This is a genomic window from Flavobacterium calami (genome assembly GCF_038290035.1).
Classification (GTDB): domain Bacteria; phylum Bacteroidota; class Bacteroidia; order Flavobacteriales; family Flavobacteriaceae; genus Flavobacterium; species Flavobacterium calami.
Map to the genome: position 1 here is coordinate 123,120 of NZ_JBBYHS010000013.1, position 19,937 is coordinate 143,056.

Below are 19,937 nucleotides of genomic sequence, written 5' to 3' on the forward strand. Positions count from 1 at the left end.
TAGGAAAATTAGGTTTAAATTGCTGATAGTTAGCGATTTGTTTTTTAGGTTTGTGTATTTTGTCGATGAAATAGTATACTTGAAGGAGAAAGTTTTCGGAATTAAAAACACTTCTATAATTTTACCTGTTATAATAAACATCCGATTTCATTACCTACTTCAAAACGATCGGATTTCTCCCTGATTTACATAAAATATTATACTTCTAATTTCTTGTAAACTAATATCTTATGTATCATGAAAAAATTTACTTTGTCAGTTTGTTGTAACTGTATTGGTACTAACAATCCCTTTTTCAGAGAAGTAGCAGTAAGCAGTTTAAAACAGGATTTTTCGGAAGATGTAAATGAACAAGAGTGTTCAAATCTGTCGAGCGATGGTATAAGTATAGTCAGTTTGATTTTACTGATTACACTTTTTTTGTTTTCTAATTTTTCAACCGCCCAGGTAATTACTATTGATGGGCTAACGGGTGACTGGTCAGGCAATCCCAGTGTCAAGCATGTGCAGGATGCTTTTGGCAATGGTGTGGTTGATAATCAGTTTACCGAAGGATCAAAAGATTTTTTACCAGCTTCAGATTTGGCCTGGGTAATAGGACAAACCAAAGCGAAGAATGATATTGCCAATGGAGGCTTTGGATTGACCAATCAGGTAAAATATGTTGATGCTAATAATGTCACACAAACCCTTAACGGAAGTTTCCTTGTTTTTGCAGGAGACAGGACATCAAACAATGGAGACGCCCAGATTGGATTCTGGTTTTACCTAAATGCCACAGCTCCCGTAGAAGTGAATGGCAGCAGGTATTTTGCTCCGCCGCATGTTCGGGGAGATCTGCTGGTTTTGGCCGATTTTACTGGCGGTGGACGTCTAGGAACTGTAAAGGTTTACCGTTGGATAGGTGGTGGAGCCGTTACTCCCGGTTCATCAGTTGTTCCTAATACGGATGGCAATCTGGAAACTACCAATATAGCCAGTGTGGTTGCAGAAAATAATGTGGGAAATTCTACCGTTCCAGCCGGATGGAATTTTACCTCAGGACAATATCAGGTAAATGAATTTTATGAAGGATTCGTAGATTTGGGAGCGATTGGAGGTAATACCAATTTTACCTGTTCTGCAACCGTTTTACTCGAAACAAGATCCTCTCAGTCTGTTACCGCTTCTCTGGATGATTTTATTGGCAGTACATTAGGAAACGTTCCTACCGTAACCGTAAACTCCCCAACAGTTTGTGACGGACAAAGTGTTACCATTACAGCAACTCCGGGCAGTCCGGGAAACTATACATATTCATGGACTGTGCCTCAGGGTGCAGCTAATCCGGGTAGTGTAGCCAGTTTTAGTGCATCAGTAGGAGGGACTTATTCGGTTATTATAACGACTCAGGCCGGTTGTCCTTCTTCACCTGGTAGCGGAACATTGACGGTAAAACCAGTACCGACAGTTAGTGTCAACAGTCCTTCTGTTTGTAATGGCACATCGGCTACTTTGACCGCGACCCCTTCACTTGCGGGCGGAACCTATTTATGGAATACAGGAGCTACTACGGCTTCGATAACCGTAACTCCATCAGAAACCACCATCTATTCTGTGGTTTATACTTTAGATGGTTGTCCAAGTCCATCAGCCTCAGGAACCGTTACCGTAAAACCAGTACCGACAGTTAGTGTCAATAGTCCTTCTGTTTGTAATGGTACATCGGCTACTTTGACGGCGACTCCTTCACTTCCGGGCGGAACCTATTTATGGAATACAGGAGCTACTACGGCTTCGATAACCGTAACTCCATCAGAAACAACAACCTATTCTGTGGTTTATACTCTGGATGGCTGTCCAAGTCCGTCGGCCTCAGGAACGGTTACCGTAAAACCGGTACCGACAGTTAGTGTCAACAGTCCTTCAGTTTGTAACGGCACATCGGCTACTTTGACTGCAACCCCTTCACTTGTGGGCGGAACCTATTTATGGAATACAGGAGCTACTACGGCTTCGATAACTGTAACTCCATCAGAAACCACAATCTATTCTGTGGTTTATACTTTGAATGGCTGCCCAAGTCCATCAGCCTCAGGAACGGTTACCGTAAAACCGGTACCGACAGTTAGTGTCAACAGTCCTTCAGTTTGTAACGGAACATCGGCTACTTTGACCGCGACCCCTTCACTTGCGGGCGGAACTTATCTATGGAATACTGGTGCTACTACCGCTTCGATAACTGTAAGTCCATCAGAAACCACCACCTATTCTGTGGTTTATACTTTAGATGGCTGTCCAAGTCCATCAGCCTCAGGAACGGTTACCGTAAAACCGGTACCGACAGTTAGTGTCAATAGTCCTTCTGTTTGTAATGGTACATCGGCTACTTTGACTGCGACCCCTTCACTTGCGGGCGGAACCTATTTATGGAACACAGGAGCGACTACGGCTTCGATAACTGTAAGTCCATCGGAAACAACAACCTATTCTGTGGTTTATACTCTGGATGGCTGTCCAAGTCCGTCGGCCTCAGGAACGGTTACCGTAAAACCGGTACCGACAGTTAGTGTCAACAGTCCTTCAGTTTGCAACGGAACATCTGCTACTTTGACTGCGACCCCTTCACTTGCGGGAGGAACATATTTATGGAACACAGGAGCTACTACCGCTTCGATAACTGTAACTCCATCAGAAACCACCACCTATTCTGTGGTTTACACTTTAGATGGCTGCCCAAGTCCATCAGCCTCAGGAACCGTTACCGTAAAACCGGTACCGACAGTTAGTGTCAATAGTCCTTCTGTTTGTAATGGTACATCGGCTACTTTGACTGCGACCCCTTCACATGCGGGCGGAACCTATTTATGGAACACAGGAGCCACTACCGCTTCGATAACTGTGAGTCCTACGTCAACGACCACTTATTCTGTGGTTTATACTCTCGACGGCTGTCCAAGTCCGTCGGCCTCAGGAACTGTTACCGTAAAACCGGTACCGACAGTTAGTGTCAATAGTCCTTCTGTTTGTAACGGCACATCGGCTACTTTGACTGCGACTCCTTCACTTGCGGGAGGAACATATTTATGGAACACAGGAGCTACTACAGCCTCGATAACTGTAACTCCATCATCGACAACAACCTATTCTGTGGTTTATACTTTGGATGGCTGTCAAAGTCCATCGGCCTCAGGAACTGTTACTGTTATTACAATTCCAACGGTAACTGCCGATCCGAAAAGTGTTTGTATAGATGGTTCGGTAAATCTTACAGGACTTCCTTTAGGAGGAACCTGGAGCGGAGATCATGTAACAGGAAATACTTTTAGTGCTAATGGTCTCAGTGCAGGATCTTATGTGGTTACTTATACCATTTTGGGCGCTAATAACTGTTCCAGAAGTGTCAATACCACAATCACTGTAAACGCATTGCCAACAGTTACGGCAGATGCTAAAAATGTTTGTTCAGGCAGTACTGTAGGTCTTACGGGTTCTCCTTCTGGCGGAACCTGGAGTGGGGAAAATGTTACAGGTAATACTTTTAACGCAGCCAGTCTTAGCGCTGGTTCTTACAACGTCACTTATACTTATGTTAATTCCGTAACAGGTTGTCAGAAATCGGCTAATGCGACAATAGTAGTTAGTAATTGCAGTACTGCTTTATGTACCTATACTCAGGGATATTATGGAAATCCGGGAGGTAAATCCTGTGCAGGAGGGGTTACGTATTCAACAAAAGAACTAATTGCGAAAGCCTTGTCTTCTTATCCAGATCATAAAATGGTTATCGGAAAAGCAGGAAATTCATTTTGGATGACAGACAGCGCTGCTGATATTGATAGAATTATAGAGATTTTACCAGGCGGAGGAAACAGTTATGCGTTGACTTTGGGCGGTGACAAGGAAATAACTACAATATCCGGCAGTTATCTGAAAAAAGGAACTATAAATAACACTTTGCTGGCACAGACTATTACTCTTGGACTTAATCTGGGAATTGACAGTCAGTTAGGTAATTTTGAACTGCACTCCGGAAAACTGGCCGTTGCAGAACCTCAGGGAGGCTGTGGATCGAACATTCCGAAGCCAAGAAGCTGTTCTTATGGTGAATATACTCCAACGATTAACGAGTACAAATATTACGATATACCAGCAATTGTAAATCTTTTGCCCAACAAAACCGTTCAGGGATTGTTTGAGATGGCAAATAAAGCTTTGGGAGGAGATCCTTTGCCAGCGGGTATAACTTTGTCAGGACTGGCGAATGCTGTTGATATAATTAACAATGCATTTGATGGCTGTAAAATTTCAATGGGTTACGATCAGACGCCTTTAACTTGTATTGAAGACAGAGCTTCGTTTGTTGTTTACCCGGTTCCGATAGTTGATTATCCTACCATCCATTATAATTTTAACTATCCTACCAATGTGACAATACAGGTGAGAAGTTTTAATACAAATGGAACAGTAGTGTACAGTCAATCTGATGTTTTTGACGGAAGCGACACAGACAGAGATGTTATTGTTAACTATAATTTTAATACAGGAGTGCCACAAATTTATTTCATACGGATAATTACAAATATCGGCTCTAGCTCGAAACAAGTAATATCTCATTGATTGTTTTTTAACATATTGACAAAATCCCGATTGCATAACGTAATCGGGATTTTATTTTAAGGGTAAATGAGGTTTTAGATTAAGGTTTGTCTTTTTTCTTAAGACATCTTCCTCTGGGTTCATCACCTTCACGAAGTACAATTTCAGAATGAAGAAATTCCGCTGCTTCAGCCGAATCTTTTACTTTTACAGCACTACGTTTTAGCATTTCTGATTCAAATTCATTTAATACGCTTTCCCTGATACCTGCTTTTCTCCAGTTGGATAAAGGCCTGCATGCTTTTGTAATTGTGCGTGCAAGCGTGAGTGCATCCAACAGCGCCTGATTTGCGCCTTGTCCTTTGAAGGGACTCATTGGGTGTGCTGCATCTCCAATAAGGGTGATCTGACCCAGTTTTTGGAGCAATTCAGATTGAAGTAATTCCCGGTCATAAACAGGATAACCAGAAATAAGGTCTTCCTGAGTAGCTTCTAAAATCTGTGGAACAGGGGAGTGCCATTGGGTTCTTCGACATGCTTCGTCCTTTAATGCCTTAGTTCCCTCAGTACTTAATATTTTAGCATCTTCTTCCGACATCTGAAAGCTAAGCTGCCACATAACCGAGTCAGAGGTATAAGGCATCACGTAAATTCGTTCATTGCCATTGGCAGTTTGAAAAACGGTGGCAGAATCTAATAAAGTACTGTCAATTCCTTCAAGAGCTTTTAAAGGACAAATACCTAATATCACAATACAGCCCAGATAGCGTAGAGGAGTAATGTCGTCGCCAATTAGCAGTTTGCGTACCGAACTACGGATACCATCTGCTCCAACTACAAGGTCTGCTTTGATATTTTTTGTTTCTCCATTCACAAGAAAGTTTAATTCAACGCCATCATTTTTGGATAGTTTTAAATCTGTTAACTGATGTCCCCACTGAACAACATTATTTCCGCCAAGTTCTTCAAGCAGGGCTAAGCGCAAAGCCTGTCGGGCGATATGTACATTGGTGCGTTTCGGAGAAGTTTTCGTGTCAGACGGAATCCATTTTCTGACTCCCCATTCTCCAATTACTTTTCCTTCTGTTGTATGCACCAAATGCCGTGTTGAAACCACTCCTTCATTTAACGAAAAAATACCGAATCCCTCAATTGCTTTACTGGCTTGCTGCAAAGTGAGTCCATAGCCCTGTGAGCGGGCATCAAAGTGACTGTCGCGTTCGTAAAGTGTAAAAGGAATTCCGCGGTGCAGACAGGCAACGGCCAGAGCAGTACCGCCTATACCGCCGCCAATAATAGCAACGTGGGGGTAATTATCTTTATCGGGAACAGGATAACTGTCAGCAGAAATTAGTCCGGATCCGTTACAATTTAAACACTGATACAGATGAGGTTTAGGACGAACGGGAGCTGTTCCTTCGCTATTTGTTTTTTCAAAATGTTCTAATGCTCTTTGGTATTGAAGTTTTACCTTCTTGCTGATCCTTTGCTTTTTTTTGCCTTGTCCCTGACATTCCGGACAAATAGTCCAGCTGGTTTTTTCACTTTTCACTTCCTCTAAAATTTAACGTGAAAAAATATATTTTTTCCGTGTTTTTGCTGTTTGCGACAGTTCTGCAAATTTAAGACAAATGATTAAGAATTGTTTGGGATTTTTGTGAAGCAGCTAACTATGTTATCTGAGATTGTATTTAGTCTTTGAGTTTTATTTTAGTGAAAAAAAGATTGCTATTAATTTTTTTTAAACAGTAATAATATAAGATTCTACATCTTCTTTCCATCAACGTATTGTTCTATTTTGTCCAGACTTCCATTTTCTAAAAAATATTTCCAGTAGCCTTCTTTTTTCAGTTTTTTAATGTAAAAACCTTCTCGTTCTAAGTTGCCGTTTTCGTAGAATTTTTGAAAATGACCCGTTATGAAACCATTTTCATAAGTAGCAATCAGTTCAATTTTTCCATTAGGATAAAACTGTGTAAGGGTTTTGAAAGTCAGATTGTCCAATGGAAATTTGCTTTCGGAAACTTTGTTTTGATGTTCGTCAAATTCAATTAAAATAAAATATTGGAAATCGCGGTATTTAATTGATTTTATAAATCCGGTATCGTTGTACAGTTCTGTTTTTACCTCGCCAACGCCAGGGATTTTTTCGTTTTCAGCACCAAATGTTACCGTAACATCTTTCATTCGTTCGATACGGATGAAATTGAGCGAATACACTTTCTCATAATTCCCTGCGGCTAAAAAAGTGACCTGAAAAAAATCTTTTCCATCACCTTTGCTTCCCAACGGAAAACGGAATCGATAAAACTCTTTAGTATTATCCTGATCCGATTTGATTAAATCGGTTTTATAGTTTTTAAAATCAATCGGTTCGTTGTTGATTGTTTTCAAAGACTGATCAATGAATTTATTCATTTCTTCTTCATTTAAAACAGGCAGCACTTCTGTTTCAAATAATTGGATTAAATCATTGGCTTTTTTTGACTTTACGAGTTCCAGCGCTTTTTGTGAAACTTTGATTGCTTTGTTGCTGTTTTGACCATTTACAGTTATGGCTAAACAAATAAAACAGAGAGAAAGAATATTTTTGATCATAATAATAGTATCCGATTTTATCTACATCAGCCAAAGATGGCTCTCTTTCATCCAATTTGAACCGGCTTTGTTTCAGGAAATTGAATTTAATATCAGCGAATATAGAAAAAAACTTTTATTATGAGGAATGCAAATTTAGGATGCTAAAGTTATTTAGACGGAAATTATTTTATTAAATTATTTTGATATTGGTGAAAGTTGAATCAATTTGTAAAATACAGAAAGGTTGTAATATTCATAACCAATAATGTTTTTTCTATTTTTTCGAATTTACAACAGCAAGATTATTTATGATTTTCCATTCATTGTCAGTGTCCAAGACCAAAGAATTATAGGATACAAAATAATTTTCGGAACTCTCTAAGCGAAGTTTAACCATTGCAATTGTTGCATCATAGACAACATCCTCAATTATCATTTTTCTTGGAAGTCCGCCAAAAACACCGTCTCTGACATTTGATAAATATTTTTGTTTGTCAATGATAGTCACTCCCGGAGTTCCCATAAAGCCATTATTGGTTACCCTAAAGTCTTTGTGCAGAACTTTATCTAGTAAATCGGTGTCACTATTGTCTCCTCCTTTTACAAAATTGGTGATGGCTTGGGTTATTTTTTCGGTTGTTGTCATGGCTTGTTTTTGGGTTACAGTTTTTTAGGCTAAAAAATGCGATTTATTTCTATTAAACACTAATTTTGAAAATACAAAACCGACTTTTCAGGTCACAAACCCACTTACGCTTACTAGTTGTTATGGTCAGTATTTCTTATAGGGTTTGATTTAAATCTCTTAACATTTGTATAGGTGTAATATAACTTACTCCAAAATGCATACAAGGCTCAGGTATTTTAATTCTGTTTTTTCTTTGAGGCTGACTGATTTCGTGTGTCACAATAATACAATCATTTTTGATGGCATAAGCTATTAACCAAGGGTCGGCTAAATCTGTTGAAAGAAATTCATCTTTTGCGTTTTGTTGAAAATGAGTTTGATTTGATGTCCAAACGGCAATTTCAGCATATTTATCAATACAGGAAGATGAATCTTGAAAAAAATTGTCGCTTATTGTTTGACTACACCAAATAGATAAATCATCCTGAGTAGAGTTATCGCAAAGTTCTTTTTTGACCTTGTCTATACTGATAATTAGATCTTTGTCAGACAGTTCAATGAGTTTATTCCAAAAGCTAGGGAATACATCGAAGGGATAATGCATTCGATGAGCTTGGATAAATATATTACTATCTAATAAATATTTTTTCACTAATAAAGGTATTCAGTTATAAACTTGTTGTATGTTTCTCCTTTTAAATTGGTTAACTTATATGCATCACGATAAAGTAATCTATTTTCCTTGACTGCATTATTTACAAAAGACGCAAATCTTAAACTAACTCTTTTTCTTGCAGTAGCATAAAAATTACCACCAGAACCTTGATTGTCTTTTTTGAATTTAAAATCCTCCATATACTGGTTATAAAATTCAAGAAATCTACTTTTTGTAATTAAATTTAAATCAAGTGCTCTTCTAGCAATTACAATTTGACTAACTTTAAAAATCCTACTCAAATATTTAAAATCTTTAGTTACCTCCCATTTTTTCATAAAAATGATTTCAGGTACTAAAAACTCAGCCGCTACTTTGTCACAAAGAATTTCAATAGGATCATTTGCTGGGATTAAATTTTGATTATCAAATCCTGCACTTTCTCCTAACCAAACATGTGCTAATTCATGAATTAGAGTAAACATTTGAGCAGCTTTAGCGTCTGCAGAATTAATAAACAAAAAAGGAGCCTTATTGTTAACTAAAACAAAACCTCTACATTCATTAACATCAATTATTCTTCGAGTGTTTGTTCCAACTATTCCGTTGAACGTAACTATAATTCCAGCTTCTTCAATTTGATTTGTTAAAAAGTCAAGAGCTTGTTCCCAAGTATTATGTTTACTTGCCCAATCTAATTCTAACTTGAGTGTATTTCTTATATCGTTTACTATGACTTTGTAGTCATTATTAAGATTGTATTTACCAACAAAATTAAGATTTGGAAAATCTAATTCATCCAAATATTCAGTAAGCCAATTTTGTCTGTCTTGAATAATGTGAATTGTATGAAAAACATTTAGACTTACCTTATTAGAAGTATTAATATTTGCAGTTCTAAAAAATGGCAAAGGAATATTTTCAATAGGAGGATTCTCTAAAAACATGTAGCCAAATGGAACATGAACTTTATGAGTGAAATCCTCAAGTTGTTTTAAGGTAGGATTTTTTTCTCCCTTTACCCAACTTTCAACATTAGGGTTTTGTGCATAGAATTCGCTTAAACTATTACCGTTTCTGACAATAGCCCACTCGATGATATTCTTATTAATGTTTTCAACCCTAGTACTCATGGTACAAATTTAATTGTTTTTTTTAATTAGCGTTAAAATAATATTGCCCATAATAAGGTCTGATAAAATAAATTTACAGCTTAGCGAAGATAAGAAAAATCCCTACCGTAAATAATTTAATTATCTACTTAAAACTTTCCTCCATAGCCGTTTTTATCATGGCTTCGTATTCTTTTATTTCTGCGGCATCAGGCGGTAATCCTAATAACATATGAATTTGTCCGGCAAAACATTTTTCCCAGACTTTAACACCGTTTTTTCTTAGTTTGTTGGCATATAAAACGCCATCATCTCTTAAAGGATCAAATTCTGCATTAATGATTACGGCCGGTGGTAAGTTTTTAAAATCTTTTGAAAGTATGGGTGAAACTTCCGGATTTGTGTATTGTCTGGGAGCATATAATTCTATCGCAAAAGCGCAGGCATCTTTGGTCTGCCAATATCCGGTTGCATTTTCTTTGTAGGAAACCGAGTTCTCCATATTTTTCGGACTGCAATCTGCAGGAAGGCCGTTTAATATTTGAAGTTTTATTCGGTTTGCAATTCCGTCTTTCTTTGCTTTTTGGGTTACGACAGCGGCTAAATTTGCTCCGGCACTAATTCCTAACAAAGCGATTCGGCTGGTATCGCCACCAAACTCTGCTCCATGTTCAGAAATCCATTTAAAGGCATTATAACTGTCATTTACAGCTGCAGGAAATTTATTTTCAGGTGCAACCCGATAATCAATGGCAAAAACTACAGCTCCGTACGTTTTGGCGTCCTGCCAAAGCGAATGTTCTAATCCGGGTACCAAAGGCGAAATAAATCCGCCTCCATGATAATTGATCAGTATAGGAAGGTTCTTGGAATGCGAAGGATTGAAAACCAATACCGGAATACTGTCTGCCGTTATTTTTATACGTTTTACATCTTCTTTAGGATATGGTATCTGTGGCAGCATCGGAAATTTAAGCTGTTCAATCGGTATTTTACGAAGCTGCTCAATACTTAAATCCTGATAGCCAATCATTTTTAAAAAAGAAGAAATTCTGGGATCTAACTGGCGCGTTCCACAGGATTGTGCCAAAAGACTGTTAGATCCAAAAGCAAAGATTAGGAAAATGATGGTAATGGATTTTTTCATGATGATGTAAATTAGGCTTTTAACTTACTATACAAGTCATAAAATAGCCCTCAGTGTTACAATAATTGATAAAAAAAATCTTTTTTTGAAACGTTAATAAATAACTGTAGTTTCGTTTAAGATTTGAAAATTATTTCAAAATGAAATGGATTACCAGAGAAAGACCAAAAATAGACAGAATTGCATGTCCATGGTTGATTAAAAAATTTGTAGATGCCGAGGCTGAATTTATTTATGTTCCCTTTGATGCCGTTTTAGACAAAGCGAAGGAACTTAACGCAATTCCGTTTGATGTTCCCAATGTCGAGTATACACATTATAATGAGCAATGTACCTTTGATTTCATCATAAAAAAACATCAAATTCAGGATCCTGCTATTTCTATTATAGCCGGAATCGTTCGTGGGGCAGATACAGACCGACATGATATCGCAAAAGAATCGGCGGGACTTTGGGCAATTTCAGCGGGACTTTCCTATAATATTACCGACGATCATACATTGCTGGACACCGGAATGGTTATGTATGATGCTCTGTACAGCTGGGCTTCTCATTTATACCAACAGAATCATTTGCAAAACAGTCCGTTCGAAAAATTACTGCATGAGGTGTATAACAAATTGCTGAAAGACAACAAGGTTTCGGGAAAAACGCCTTCGTGGGTAAAGGACTTAAAAGACATCATTCAGGATCAGATTGATACGCAGTTTGCTTTTGATTTAAAGAAAATCTCAAACGAACTCGATCTGAATCCGTCTTATCTTTCGAGGGAATTTTCCAAATATTTTGAAGATTTGAATTTTGGGGAATACGTTCGAAAACTTCGTATCGAGAAAGCCATCAGCCTTATTTCGAATTCTTCACATACCTTAACCGAAATTGCCTACATGACAGGATTCTCAGATCAAAGTCATTTCACGAGGATTTTCAAACTTCATACCGGAAAAAATCCTTCGGCTTATCGAAAAAAAAATCAAAAAAGTAATTCAGATACAAAAGGTAAATAAGATTCTATTTTAAGTAATCACAGGCTTTTAGTTTTGTTTTTGTAATTAAAAATAAAACGATGTCTTTAAAATTTACTTTTCTGTTTGTGTTTGTGTTCTCAGGTCTAACTTCTTTTTCACAAACCACTTACCCAAAAATAACTGGCTACTTCGGAATCATGCATCCGATAGTGACGGTTAGCAAGGACGAAACCAATGTCAACTTCAGGGATTATTATGCAGTAGGTTTTCCAACAGGAATTAATATCTGGAAAAGCGAAAAAATAGGGTTTTCTTTTGAAATTGTTCCGAATATAAAAGACGACGGGGGAACAGACAAAGTAAACAGTTTATTGTTTCATCCCGGAGTTTTAGTGGCTTTAGGAAAAGGATATACTTTTGCCGGAAGAGCCGCTTTTGAATCAAACGGGAGGTACGGTTTTACCCCTGTATTGAATAAAACAGTAATTAAAAATAAGACTTGCAGTTATTATGTAGCGGTACCATTGCCGGTACGTTTTGGAAACGATCATCCAGCCACTTTCACTGCAGGTTTTCAATTTGGAATAGCTTTTTAAACCATGACTACCGATTTAAAATACAGCTTAAAAGAACTGACCCTGTATTTTTTAAAACTGGGAACTATTGGCTTTGGCGGACCTGTTGCCCTCGTCGGCTACATGCACAGGGATCTGGTCGAAGAACGAAAATGGATTTCTGAAGAAGAATACAAACAAGGTTTAGCTCTGGCGCAATTGGCTCCCGGGCCTTTGGCAGCCCAATTAGGAATTTATTTAGGCTTTGTTCATTACCGTTTTCTGGGCGCGACTTTGGCCGGATTTGCTTTTATACTGCCTTCTTTTATTATGGTTGTATTATTGGCGATTGTGTATACATTGTATGGAAGTTTACCCTGGATTCAGGCGGTTTTTTATGGAGTAGGAGCAGCCGTGGTGGGAATCATAGCATTGAGTTCTTATAAACTTACGTTAAAATCTGTTGGTCAGTTTAATTGGACTTCTTTTAAATCAAAATGGCTATTGTGGCTCTTTTTTATTTTCGCTGCCGTTATAACTTATCTTACAGAAGAAGAACAGGTTTTGTTGTTTATAGCTGCCGGAATAGTGTATATGATTATAAAATCGCCTCCGAAATGGTGGAATTCGAGAGTAGTTAATCCTGTAGTGCTTTTTCCAATTACTTTTTGGAGTTATGAAAGTACAACACTTTTAAAAATAGCGGTTTTCTTTGCCAAAGCAGGTGCTTTTGTTTTCGGAAGCGGATTAGCAATTGTTCCGTTTCTGCATTCAGGAGTAGTGGTTGAAAACCAGTGGTTAACAGAACAGCAATTTCTGGATTCGGTTGCTGTAGCTATGATTACGCCCGGTCCGGTTGTCATAACAGTTGGATTTATAGGCTATCTGGTTAATGGTTTTTTAGGGGCTTTAGTGGCGGCTCTGGCAACATTTTTACCTTGTTATTTATTTACGATTGTATTGGCACCTTATTTCAGTAAGATTGCCAAAAACAACTCGGTCAATGCCTTTGTTGAAGGGATTACAGCAGCTGTAGTAGGTGCATTGGTAGGTTCTGTAATTGTTATTGCGACGCGAAATATTATTGACATTCCGACCTTGTTTATAGCGGCTGCGACAATTTTAGTTCTGCTTTATTATAAAAAAGTGCAGGAACCTTATTTGATTGTTATCTCGGCAATTTTAGGAATGTTTATAAAGATGATTTAAAAAAAGATAACCAATTCTATTTTATCTATTAAAAACAAATAAATCAAAGCGAGTGTCAGGCTGAGCGGAGTCGAAATCCTTATTACTTTTTGCTTTTACACTTCACAGCATTAAAAGAATAAGAAACCATTAAGTAGCTCCAAAAGGCGGTTTTGTTTTCGTCTTGTATTTTTGGCAGATATTTCATGGAATCTGTTGATTGATAAAAAGAAAAAGCACAATTGATTTCCAATGGTTTGACTGGGATATATTTTAATGAAATGTCGTTCTCGAATCCAAGGAACTTTTTCACGTCCTTATTCAGCTCATTTTTTAGATGATATTGCGTATAAAAAAGATGAAAATCTGAACGAATAGATAGTTTTGAATTCAAAGGAATAGTGGTAAACAGATAAGGATTTATTAACCCTTTGCCGCCAACATCTGCCGGAAAGCGAGTAAAAACATTCATGTTTCCGTTGAATTTCCAGGTCACTCCGTATAGCACATCAAAATCGCCGGAACTGTCAGCTGCTAAATGTGGACTGCTTCCGCTATTGATTTCAGTACCCAGACGCCAATTTGATTTTTGCAGGGATAATTTAATTTCCGGCTGAAAATAATATGCAAATAGTTGTTGTCCTTTTTGATTACGTCCGAATTGCAGATAACTGTTTAAGGTGTAATTCCATTGTTTGGTTTTAAAATCAATTCTTCCGCCTGTCGTGGCACGGGTGTACAGGTGTTCTGAATTTGTACTTTCTAAAAAATCTACAGCACTTACGGAATTAAAAGAAAATGCTTTTTTCGAATTATAACTGAAATTATTTACCAGCATGTATTTGTAACGGTTTGCCGCTACCGGTGAATACGCCGGTTCAAATTCAGTATTGTAATTTCGGGTAAACAAAAAGAAAAAATCATTAGAGAAACGTTCGGAATATTTCATTATCCGAATACCTTCATGCGCTCTTCCTTGCTGGGCCCATGGAGCATCAGAAAACAACCTTCCATTATCCAATAAAATGCTTTGTCTGCCTAAACGAATATTTACAGATTTAAATTTTGTTTCTAAAAATAACTGGTAAAAATTGACACTTCCCACTTTGGATGCCGAATTCTCATTATCCCAAAGATGAATTTCCTGTACATCAGATCTGATAAACCATTTTTTTCTTTCATACTGCATCGAAATTCGGTTTCGCTGTGTGATATAAAAATAAGGATCAATATCGGTGTTAGGAGAAAGGATATAGTTAGACGTATATTCAGCTCTTGGTCTTATTTCGATATTCATTAAAAATTGATTCGTCAAACTGTCCTTCTGCTGTGCCTGATTTGTAAATACGCTGAAAACAAACAATACGAAGAATATTTTGTCTGCTCTTTTTAAAATCATTTTTTAATCTATAGGATTTGTAGAATTTGTGCAATGATAATAAATTATTTTAGAAGTCGCTAATTCATTTTTTAAAGAAAGTTCAAAAAAGGGGAGGATACCTATTAACAAACCTCCAAAATCAATGACTCTGGAAGTTTTTATGCTCTAAACAGATTTGATAAATGTATTTCACTTCAAAAGCTCATTAAATAATAGATGTCAGGCTGAGTCCATTCGACTTCGCTCAGGATAAACTTTAGTCGAAGCCCTCTCATTGTTAAAAGCCTTCGACTCCGCTCAGGATGACATCATTCCTTAAATTATAAACGATTTTTTAATCCAATTTACATTTGAAAGATTATTTCATCAAATCAAATTTAATCAATTTCGCCTATCGTACTGGTATTCACTGCTGCATCGGGAACGCTTTCAGTGGTATCATTAAGCCAGGCAATAAAAAGTTTGTAGCCGATAGAAAATATAATTGGCCCGACGAATAAGCCCACAAAGCCCGACATCATAAATCCACCGATTACACCAAGGAAAATAACCAGCATCGGTACAAGCGCTCCTTTTCCTAAAAGTAATGGTTTAAGCACGTTGTCGGATAATCCGCTGAAGATAAAAAATATAGTCCAGCCTATAGCAGCCGTGGTATTGTCTAATGAGAACAGATAAGCAATTACACCAAGATTAATAATGATAGGTCCTACCTGAATGATCGAAAGCATTAAACATAAAAGTGTAAGCACACCTGCAAAAGGAACTCCACAGCCAAATAGTCCCACTGCCTGAATCAGGGTCTGAATAATGGCAACGCCCAAAATTCCTTTGAATACCTGAAATATAGTTGAAACAGAGATGTTTAAAACCTCTTCTCCTGATTTCCCTGCAATTCTTTTGATGAAATTGACAGCCAGATTTTGAGCACTGGTAGAAACCATTAATACTCCGGCAATAATTATTGAAAGGATTACTTGCAACAAAGCAACTGTTGAACTCAGAACACCACCAAGTAATTTTTTGGATAGTTCTACAATTTGTTCTTTGTATTGCATGACTCCGGCTTCTAAATCGGTTGACAAGGCATACAGAAAATCGTAAGCTTTATCCCCAATCAAAGGCCATTCTTTAATGTTCTGGCCAGGTGTTGCTACTTTCAAAGTGCCATTTTCAACCCCGGCTTTCAGTTCAGTAATAGTTTCTGTAACTGAATTTACGAATATAACCGTTGGTGTAATTATGATAATCAATATAACCACAATGATGAGGAATGACGCAAGACTTTTGCGTCCCCCAAGCTTCTTCTGCAGGAAATTAAACCCCGGATATAGTATAATGGCCAGTATAATTGCCCAAACGATAGGCATCATAAAAGGCAATAAAAGTTTGATGCAAAATCCTAAAATAAGGAATACTATTCCTAACTGTAAAATTACTTCAAAAAGCTGTCTGCTTTTGTATGGGTTTGAATTTTCCATAAGAATTGGTTTAAAGATTAGTTAAAATATCATTGTTTCTTTTTCATTTTGTTTTCATTGGCATCTGATACCAAACGACCAATAAGGATTACAGGATATAAAACCCCGATTATAGCTTCTGTCTGAACCATTGACCTTGCAAACGGATGCAGTGGCACAATTTCTCCAAAACCTGTTGTAGTGATTGTTATATAGCTGAAATACAAAAAGTTTGCCTGTAGTGTATTGCTCTCAAAAGCAGGTAATGTAATCTGGAAAGCGCCCGGAATATGTTCGTATATAAACAAATAGATAGCAGACCATAAATGAGCAAAAATCATATAGACGACAATCGAACCAATAACTCTATACTCTGTGACCGGTCCCGGTTCAAAAACCTTTTTCAAAACCAACACAATCAGCAATGCAAAAGTGGCAATCGTAAATACTATTTCGGCTAATGAAACAAAAGCAGCAGAACTGAAAACAGAAATCCATTCAAAAAGGACAAACAGAAATGGAATAACAGAAAACCAAAATGCCTGTTTTCGGGATTTGGATAAGGAAATAATGCCTGCAATCAGAAACAGCATCCAAAACACATTCAAAATAACCATAAAAGAAGCATAACTCCCAAATATCGGAATCAGGAAGAATTGCATAATAAATAATAAGACCAGCATTCCGCTTAGTCCGCTTTCTTTGCTCCACAAATGATTCAGGAAACGGTATTTTTTATGTGCTGTCATTTTTTTAAAGTTGCTAAGGTTCTAAGCTGCTGAGTTACTAAGTTTTCTTTTTTAATTATGTTGCTTCAATTTTAAGTTACTCAGAATCTTAGAGTCTTAGTAACTTAGAAACTTCTTAAAATGGTATCGGTTCTACTTCCACACTTCCTATTGGTCTTCGTCCTAATTTGAACAGAAGGAGAATCAAAATCGGGAAAAAACACAAGGCCGACATTACCAGATAAATATCTTTGTAAGCCAGCATCAGTGCCGATTGAAAGGTCTCATTTAAAAGGAGTTTTTCAGCTTTTTTCTGAGCTTCCCACGCCGATAATCCTTTAAGCATGAATACTTTTTTATTTTGTTCGAGCTGTTGCCTGGCTTCGGTATTTAATTCCGACAATTGCTGGCTCAGACCTGTTTTGTGCTGAACATTCATATTCGAAATAAAAGTTCCCAATATTGCCCCGCCTAGTAAAGAAGCAAAAACGGCCCTGGAAATCACTCCGCTCATCATTCGGGAATCTCCTAAAGGTTTCGGTACTTTCTCAGAAATATAAAGCGAAGCGGCAGGATACAAAAAACCAATGGCCAGCCCTTTGAAAATAAAAGGTGCGAAAAAATTACTGGAATCAATTTCGGGATAAAACCTGAAATAAAGAATGATATGGTACAGTCCGTAACAGGCAAAACCTGTAATCCAAAGGGTTGCCAGATAAATTCGTTTGAACAAAAGATAAGTCGAGAGCGGGATGGCTATAAAAAGCCCAATCAGTATAGCCAAATGAGTCCGGGCGACATAAATACTGTCAAAACCCAGAATGTTGGTCATAAAGCCGGTTACAATGCTTCCGGTACCATTCATCATTCCGGTATAAAAAAACAGTAGCGACCCCAATACAACATTCGGAAACTTATATACATCAGGATTAATTAGCGGTTCTTTGGTAAACCTTACGTGAATCAGATAAATTCCAACTAAAACCAATAAAAAAGCAGCTGCCAAACTTATCTTTGAATCAGAAAGCCAGTTTCGGGTCTGACCTTCAGCACAAAGAAAAAGAATGACCGTCAAAAAGAACAATAAAATTAGCCATCCCCTCCAGTCAAACTGAAAAACCGTTTTCATAGGCGCAACATCTTTTCTGTAAAAAATCCACGCCAGTACTATAGCCAGTAAAAAATTGGCATTCAAAAAATAAATTCCAAAAGTCCAATTATGAATACTGGTCATTTGTGTCCCGAAATATTGGTACAATTGCTTGCTTCCCTGAAGGATAAACTGAACAATGCCATATAAAATGGCCATATTAAAAGCAGGATTGTATTTTAAAACAATCGGGATAATGGTTACAAATATTCCGATAATTGATAAAATTGCCAGCAAAGCACGCCAAATCGTAAACCACTCAATTGTGTCTGCAAACAACAAAGCCGTATTACAGATAATAGACAAAAAACTAACCCATAAAACCATTGTCCGCATCGGAATCTGTTTTCCTATTTTCAGCCCTAAAGGCAAAAATCCGAGCATTGCAAAAAACGGAATGTAAGTTGAGTACGTAAACGCAGTTGTAGATGCCCCAAAATGTCCTAAAAGCTGCGAATTGTCATAAGAAGTTACATTCAAAGCATTGAAAAAAGGAATCGTAAGGATATAAAGTCCTACGAGGGTAAATACACTTCCTTTTTTTATTAGTGCCATAATCAATTTTAATTTTAGGAGCAGAAAGATTAGGTGGTTCTCAGCCGGCATCGTTCCCGCTATTCGTTACAATCTTTTGTAGAGACGGGTTTAAAACCCATCTTTACAAAAGGATTTTCACTGCTATCGGGGCTGGAAGCAGGCATTTTGCTTTTTTGCAATCATTTAAAAAATGCATAAAATCATATTTTTTATTTTTCAATTTCAACCGTTACATTCATTCCGGGCTTTACCTCTGCCAGTTCTTTCGCAGAAGCGTCGAAATCAATTTTTACAGGGATACGCTGTGTGATTTTTACAAAATTTCCGGTAGCATTATCAGGTTCGACCATCGAAAATTTAGCTCCTGTTGCCGGCGAAAAACCAACTACTTTTCCTTTAAACTCTTTGCCGTCAAGTGCATCTATCGTAATTGTAGCTTCCTGTCCCATTTTTATTTTTCCGATTTGTGTTTCTTTAAAATTGGCGTTAACCCACATTTTCTGATTGAGAACCAGTGTTGCCACCACCTGATTGGTATTGATAAGTTCGCCTACAGAAATCGTTCTTTCTCCCGTATATCCATCGGCCATTGCGATGATTCGGGTGTAGGACAATTGTAATAAAGCGTTTTCCAGATCTGCTTTTTTTCGGGCTACAGTTGCATTTGCAGACTCCAGATTGGTATGGCTTTGTTTGGTAACCGATTTGCTGGCCAATAATCCTTTTTCGCCGGCATTCAGATAAGCTTTGGTAGACTGTAGCTTAGAAACCACCTGATCGTACTGATTACGTGTTACTGCAGAATCGGCATACATATTTTTGAATCGTTCGTAGTCTTTTTGAGCTTTGTCAAGATCGGCCATGTCTCCTGTCAGTTTATCTCTTGATGCAGCTTCGTTGGAAACTGCGGTAATAATAGATTGCTCCAGAGAGTGCAGATTTCCTTCGGCGACAGCCAGATCAGCTTCGGCCTGTTTTACTTTTATTCTGTATTCCTCATCCTCAAGAACCACCAGAGTATCTCCTTTATGAACAAATTGGTGCGAATCAAAATTAATAGCCTTAACATGCCCCGTTGCTCTGGCCGTTACACTACTGATGTACGATTCGACCTGAGCATTATTGGTTGTTTCATACCGATGGAAGTCAAAAAACAGGCTCAATACCCAAATGCCTCCGGCTGTAATGAAGACAAAAGAAAGGACAGAGAGTATCGTATTTCTTCTTTTTTCGCTTTTGGCAGCTTCGTTTGTGTTGGTATCTTCATTCAT

At 37.6% G+C, this 19,937-nt stretch carries 15 protein-coding genes; 4 read left to right on the forward strand and 11 right to left on the reverse strand.

Translation table 11 applies throughout. The features are described from left to right. The first annotated feature begins 237 nt into the window (after window positions 1-237). Window positions 238-4,599: a hypothetical protein gene (locus AAEO57_RS13405; protein WP_341693436.1), complete on the forward strand. Its 4,362-nt coding sequence runs from the start codon at window positions 238-240 to the stop codon at window positions 4,597-4,599. Between the two features lie 79 nt (window positions 4,600-4,678). On the opposite strand, the gene AAEO57_RS13410 is transcribed toward AAEO57_RS13405, so the two are convergent. From AAEO57_RS13410 to AAEO57_RS13435, 6 genes are all read right to left on the reverse strand, one after another. After that, window positions 4,679-6,130, reverse strand: a complete 1,452-nt coding sequence (locus AAEO57_RS13410) for an FAD-dependent oxidoreductase (RefSeq protein ID WP_341693438.1) — start codon at window positions 6,128-6,130, stop codon at window positions 4,679-4,681. A gap of 212 nt (window positions 6,131-6,342) precedes the next feature. Continuing rightward, the gene (locus AAEO57_RS13415; protein ID WP_341693440.1) at window positions 6,343-7,176 is read right to left on the reverse strand and encodes a toxin-antitoxin system YwqK family antitoxin; all 834 of its coding nucleotides are present in this window, start codon (window positions 7,174-7,176) and stop codon (window positions 6,343-6,345) included. 256 nt (window positions 7,177-7,432) lie between these two features. Continuing rightward, window positions 7,433-7,804, reverse strand: coding sequence for a nuclear transport factor 2 family protein (locus AAEO57_RS13420; RefSeq protein ID WP_341693442.1), 372 nt, complete (start codon window positions 7,802-7,804; stop codon window positions 7,433-7,435). 136 nt (window positions 7,805-7,940) lie between these two features. Then, on the reverse strand, window positions 7,941-8,438 hold the full coding sequence (locus AAEO57_RS13425) for a DUF4411 family protein (RefSeq protein WP_341693444.1): 498 nt from the start codon (window positions 8,436-8,438) through the stop codon (window positions 7,941-7,943). Continuing rightward, on the reverse strand, window positions 8,438-9,574 hold the full coding sequence (locus tag AAEO57_RS13430; RefSeq protein ID WP_341693446.1) for an ImmA/IrrE family metallo-endopeptidase: 1,137 nt from the start codon (window positions 9,572-9,574) through the stop codon (window positions 8,438-8,440). Before AAEO57_RS13430 ends, AAEO57_RS13425 begins: the two co-directional genes overlap by 1 nt. Before the next feature lie 124 nt (window positions 9,575-9,698). Then, on the reverse strand, window positions 9,699-10,700 hold the full coding sequence (locus AAEO57_RS13435; protein WP_341693448.1) for an alpha/beta hydrolase: 1,002 nt from the start codon (window positions 10,698-10,700) through the stop codon (window positions 9,699-9,701). Between the two features lie 140 nt (window positions 10,701-10,840). Here AAEO57_RS13435 and AAEO57_RS13440 point away from each other — a divergent pair, with 140 nt between their 5' ends. The 3 genes from AAEO57_RS13440 to AAEO57_RS13450 are packed head-to-tail and all read left to right on the forward strand — an operon-like array spanning window position 10,841 to window position 13,431. Beyond that, window positions 10,841-11,707 carry a chromate resistance protein ChrB domain-containing protein gene (locus tag AAEO57_RS13440; protein ID WP_341693451.1) on the forward strand — a complete coding sequence of 289 codons (867 nt, stop codon included), beginning with the start codon at window positions 10,841-10,843 and terminating at the stop codon, window positions 11,705-11,707. A gap of 59 nt (window positions 11,708-11,766) precedes the next feature. Then, a complete protein-coding gene (locus AAEO57_RS13445; protein WP_341693453.1) occupies window positions 11,767-12,264 on the forward strand; it encodes a hypothetical protein in 498 nt (165 codons plus the stop codon). A gap of 3 nt (window positions 12,265-12,267) precedes the next feature. After that, window positions 12,268-13,431, forward strand: coding sequence for a chromate transporter (locus AAEO57_RS13450; RefSeq protein ID WP_341693455.1), 1,164 nt, complete (start codon window positions 12,268-12,270; stop codon window positions 13,429-13,431). An 82-nt stretch (window positions 13,432-13,513) separates the two neighbouring features. Here the strand turns inward: AAEO57_RS13450 and AAEO57_RS13455 are convergent, their stop codons facing one another. The 5 genes from AAEO57_RS13455 to AAEO57_RS13475 all read right to left on the reverse strand — a co-directional run bounded on the left by AAEO57_RS13455 (window position 13,514) and on the right by AAEO57_RS13475 (window position 19,937). Beyond that, window positions 13,514-14,809 carry an alginate export family protein gene (locus AAEO57_RS13455; RefSeq protein ID WP_341693457.1) on the reverse strand — a complete coding sequence of 432 codons (1,296 nt, stop codon included), beginning with the start codon at window positions 14,807-14,809 and terminating at the stop codon, window positions 13,514-13,516. Between the two features lie 359 nt (window positions 14,810-15,168). Next, on the reverse strand, window positions 15,169-16,272 hold the full coding sequence (locus tag AAEO57_RS13460; protein WP_341693459.1) for an AI-2E family transporter: 1,104 nt from the start codon (window positions 16,270-16,272) through the stop codon (window positions 15,169-15,171). Between the two features lie 29 nt (window positions 16,273-16,301). After that, window positions 16,302-17,000 (reverse strand): ion channel, encoded by a 699-nt coding sequence (locus tag AAEO57_RS13465; RefSeq protein WP_341693461.1) that lies wholly within the window; start codon window positions 16,998-17,000, stop codon window positions 16,302-16,304. Between the two features lie 115 nt (window positions 17,001-17,115). After that, window positions 17,116-18,684, reverse strand: coding sequence for an MFS transporter (locus AAEO57_RS13470; protein ID WP_341693463.1), 1,569 nt, complete (start codon window positions 18,682-18,684; stop codon window positions 17,116-17,118). Window positions 18,685-18,875: 191 nt separating this feature from the next. Next, a complete protein-coding gene (locus AAEO57_RS13475) occupies window positions 18,876-19,937 on the reverse strand; it encodes an HlyD family secretion protein (RefSeq protein ID WP_341693465.1) in 1,062 nt (353 codons plus the stop codon).

Excerpts from the sequence above, each read along its gene's own strand:
- AAEO57_RS13460 (WP_341693459.1), bottom strand. The coding sequence starts at position 16,272 with ATGGAAAATTCAAACCCATACAAAAGCAGACAGCTTTTTGAAGTAATT.
- AAEO57_RS13445 (WP_341693453.1), top strand. The coding sequence starts at position 11,767 with ATGTCTTTAAAATTTACTTTTCTGTTTGTGTTTGTGTTCTCAGGTCTA.
- AAEO57_RS13450 (WP_341693455.1), top strand. The coding sequence starts at position 12,268 with ATGACTACCGATTTAAAATACAGCTTAAAAGAACTGACCCTGTATTTT.
- AAEO57_RS13420 (WP_341693442.1), bottom strand. The coding sequence starts at position 7,804 with ATGACAACAACCGAAAAAATAACCCAAGCCATCACCAATTTTGTAAAA.
- AAEO57_RS13475 (WP_341693465.1), bottom strand. The coding sequence starts at position 19,937 with ATGAATGAAGATACCAACACAAACGAAGCTGCCAAAAGCGAAAAAAGA.
- AAEO57_RS13430 (WP_341693446.1), bottom strand. The coding sequence starts at position 9,574 with ATGAGTACTAGGGTTGAAAACATTAATAAGAATATCATCGAGTGGGCT.
- AAEO57_RS13455 (WP_341693457.1), bottom strand. The coding sequence starts at position 14,809 with ATGATTTTAAAAAGAGCAGACAAAATATTCTTCGTATTGTTTGTTTTC.
- AAEO57_RS13465 (WP_341693461.1), bottom strand. The coding sequence starts at position 17,000 with ATGACAGCACATAAAAAATACCGTTTCCTGAATCATTTGTGGAGCAAA.
- AAEO57_RS13470 (WP_341693463.1), bottom strand. The coding sequence starts at position 18,684 with ATGGCACTAATAAAAAAAGGAAGTGTATTTACCCTCGTAGGACTTTAT.
- AAEO57_RS13435 (WP_341693448.1), bottom strand. The coding sequence starts at position 10,700 with ATGAAAAAATCCATTACCATCATTTTCCTAATCTTTGCTTTTGGATCT.
- AAEO57_RS13440 (WP_341693451.1), top strand. The coding sequence starts at position 10,841 with ATGAAATGGATTACCAGAGAAAGACCAAAAATAGACAGAATTGCATGT.
- AAEO57_RS13405 (WP_341693436.1), top strand. The coding sequence starts at position 238 with ATGAAAAAATTTACTTTGTCAGTTTGTTGTAACTGTATTGGTACTAAC.
- AAEO57_RS13415 (WP_341693440.1), bottom strand. The coding sequence starts at position 7,176 with ATGATCAAAAATATTCTTTCTCTCTGTTTTATTTGTTTAGCCATAACT.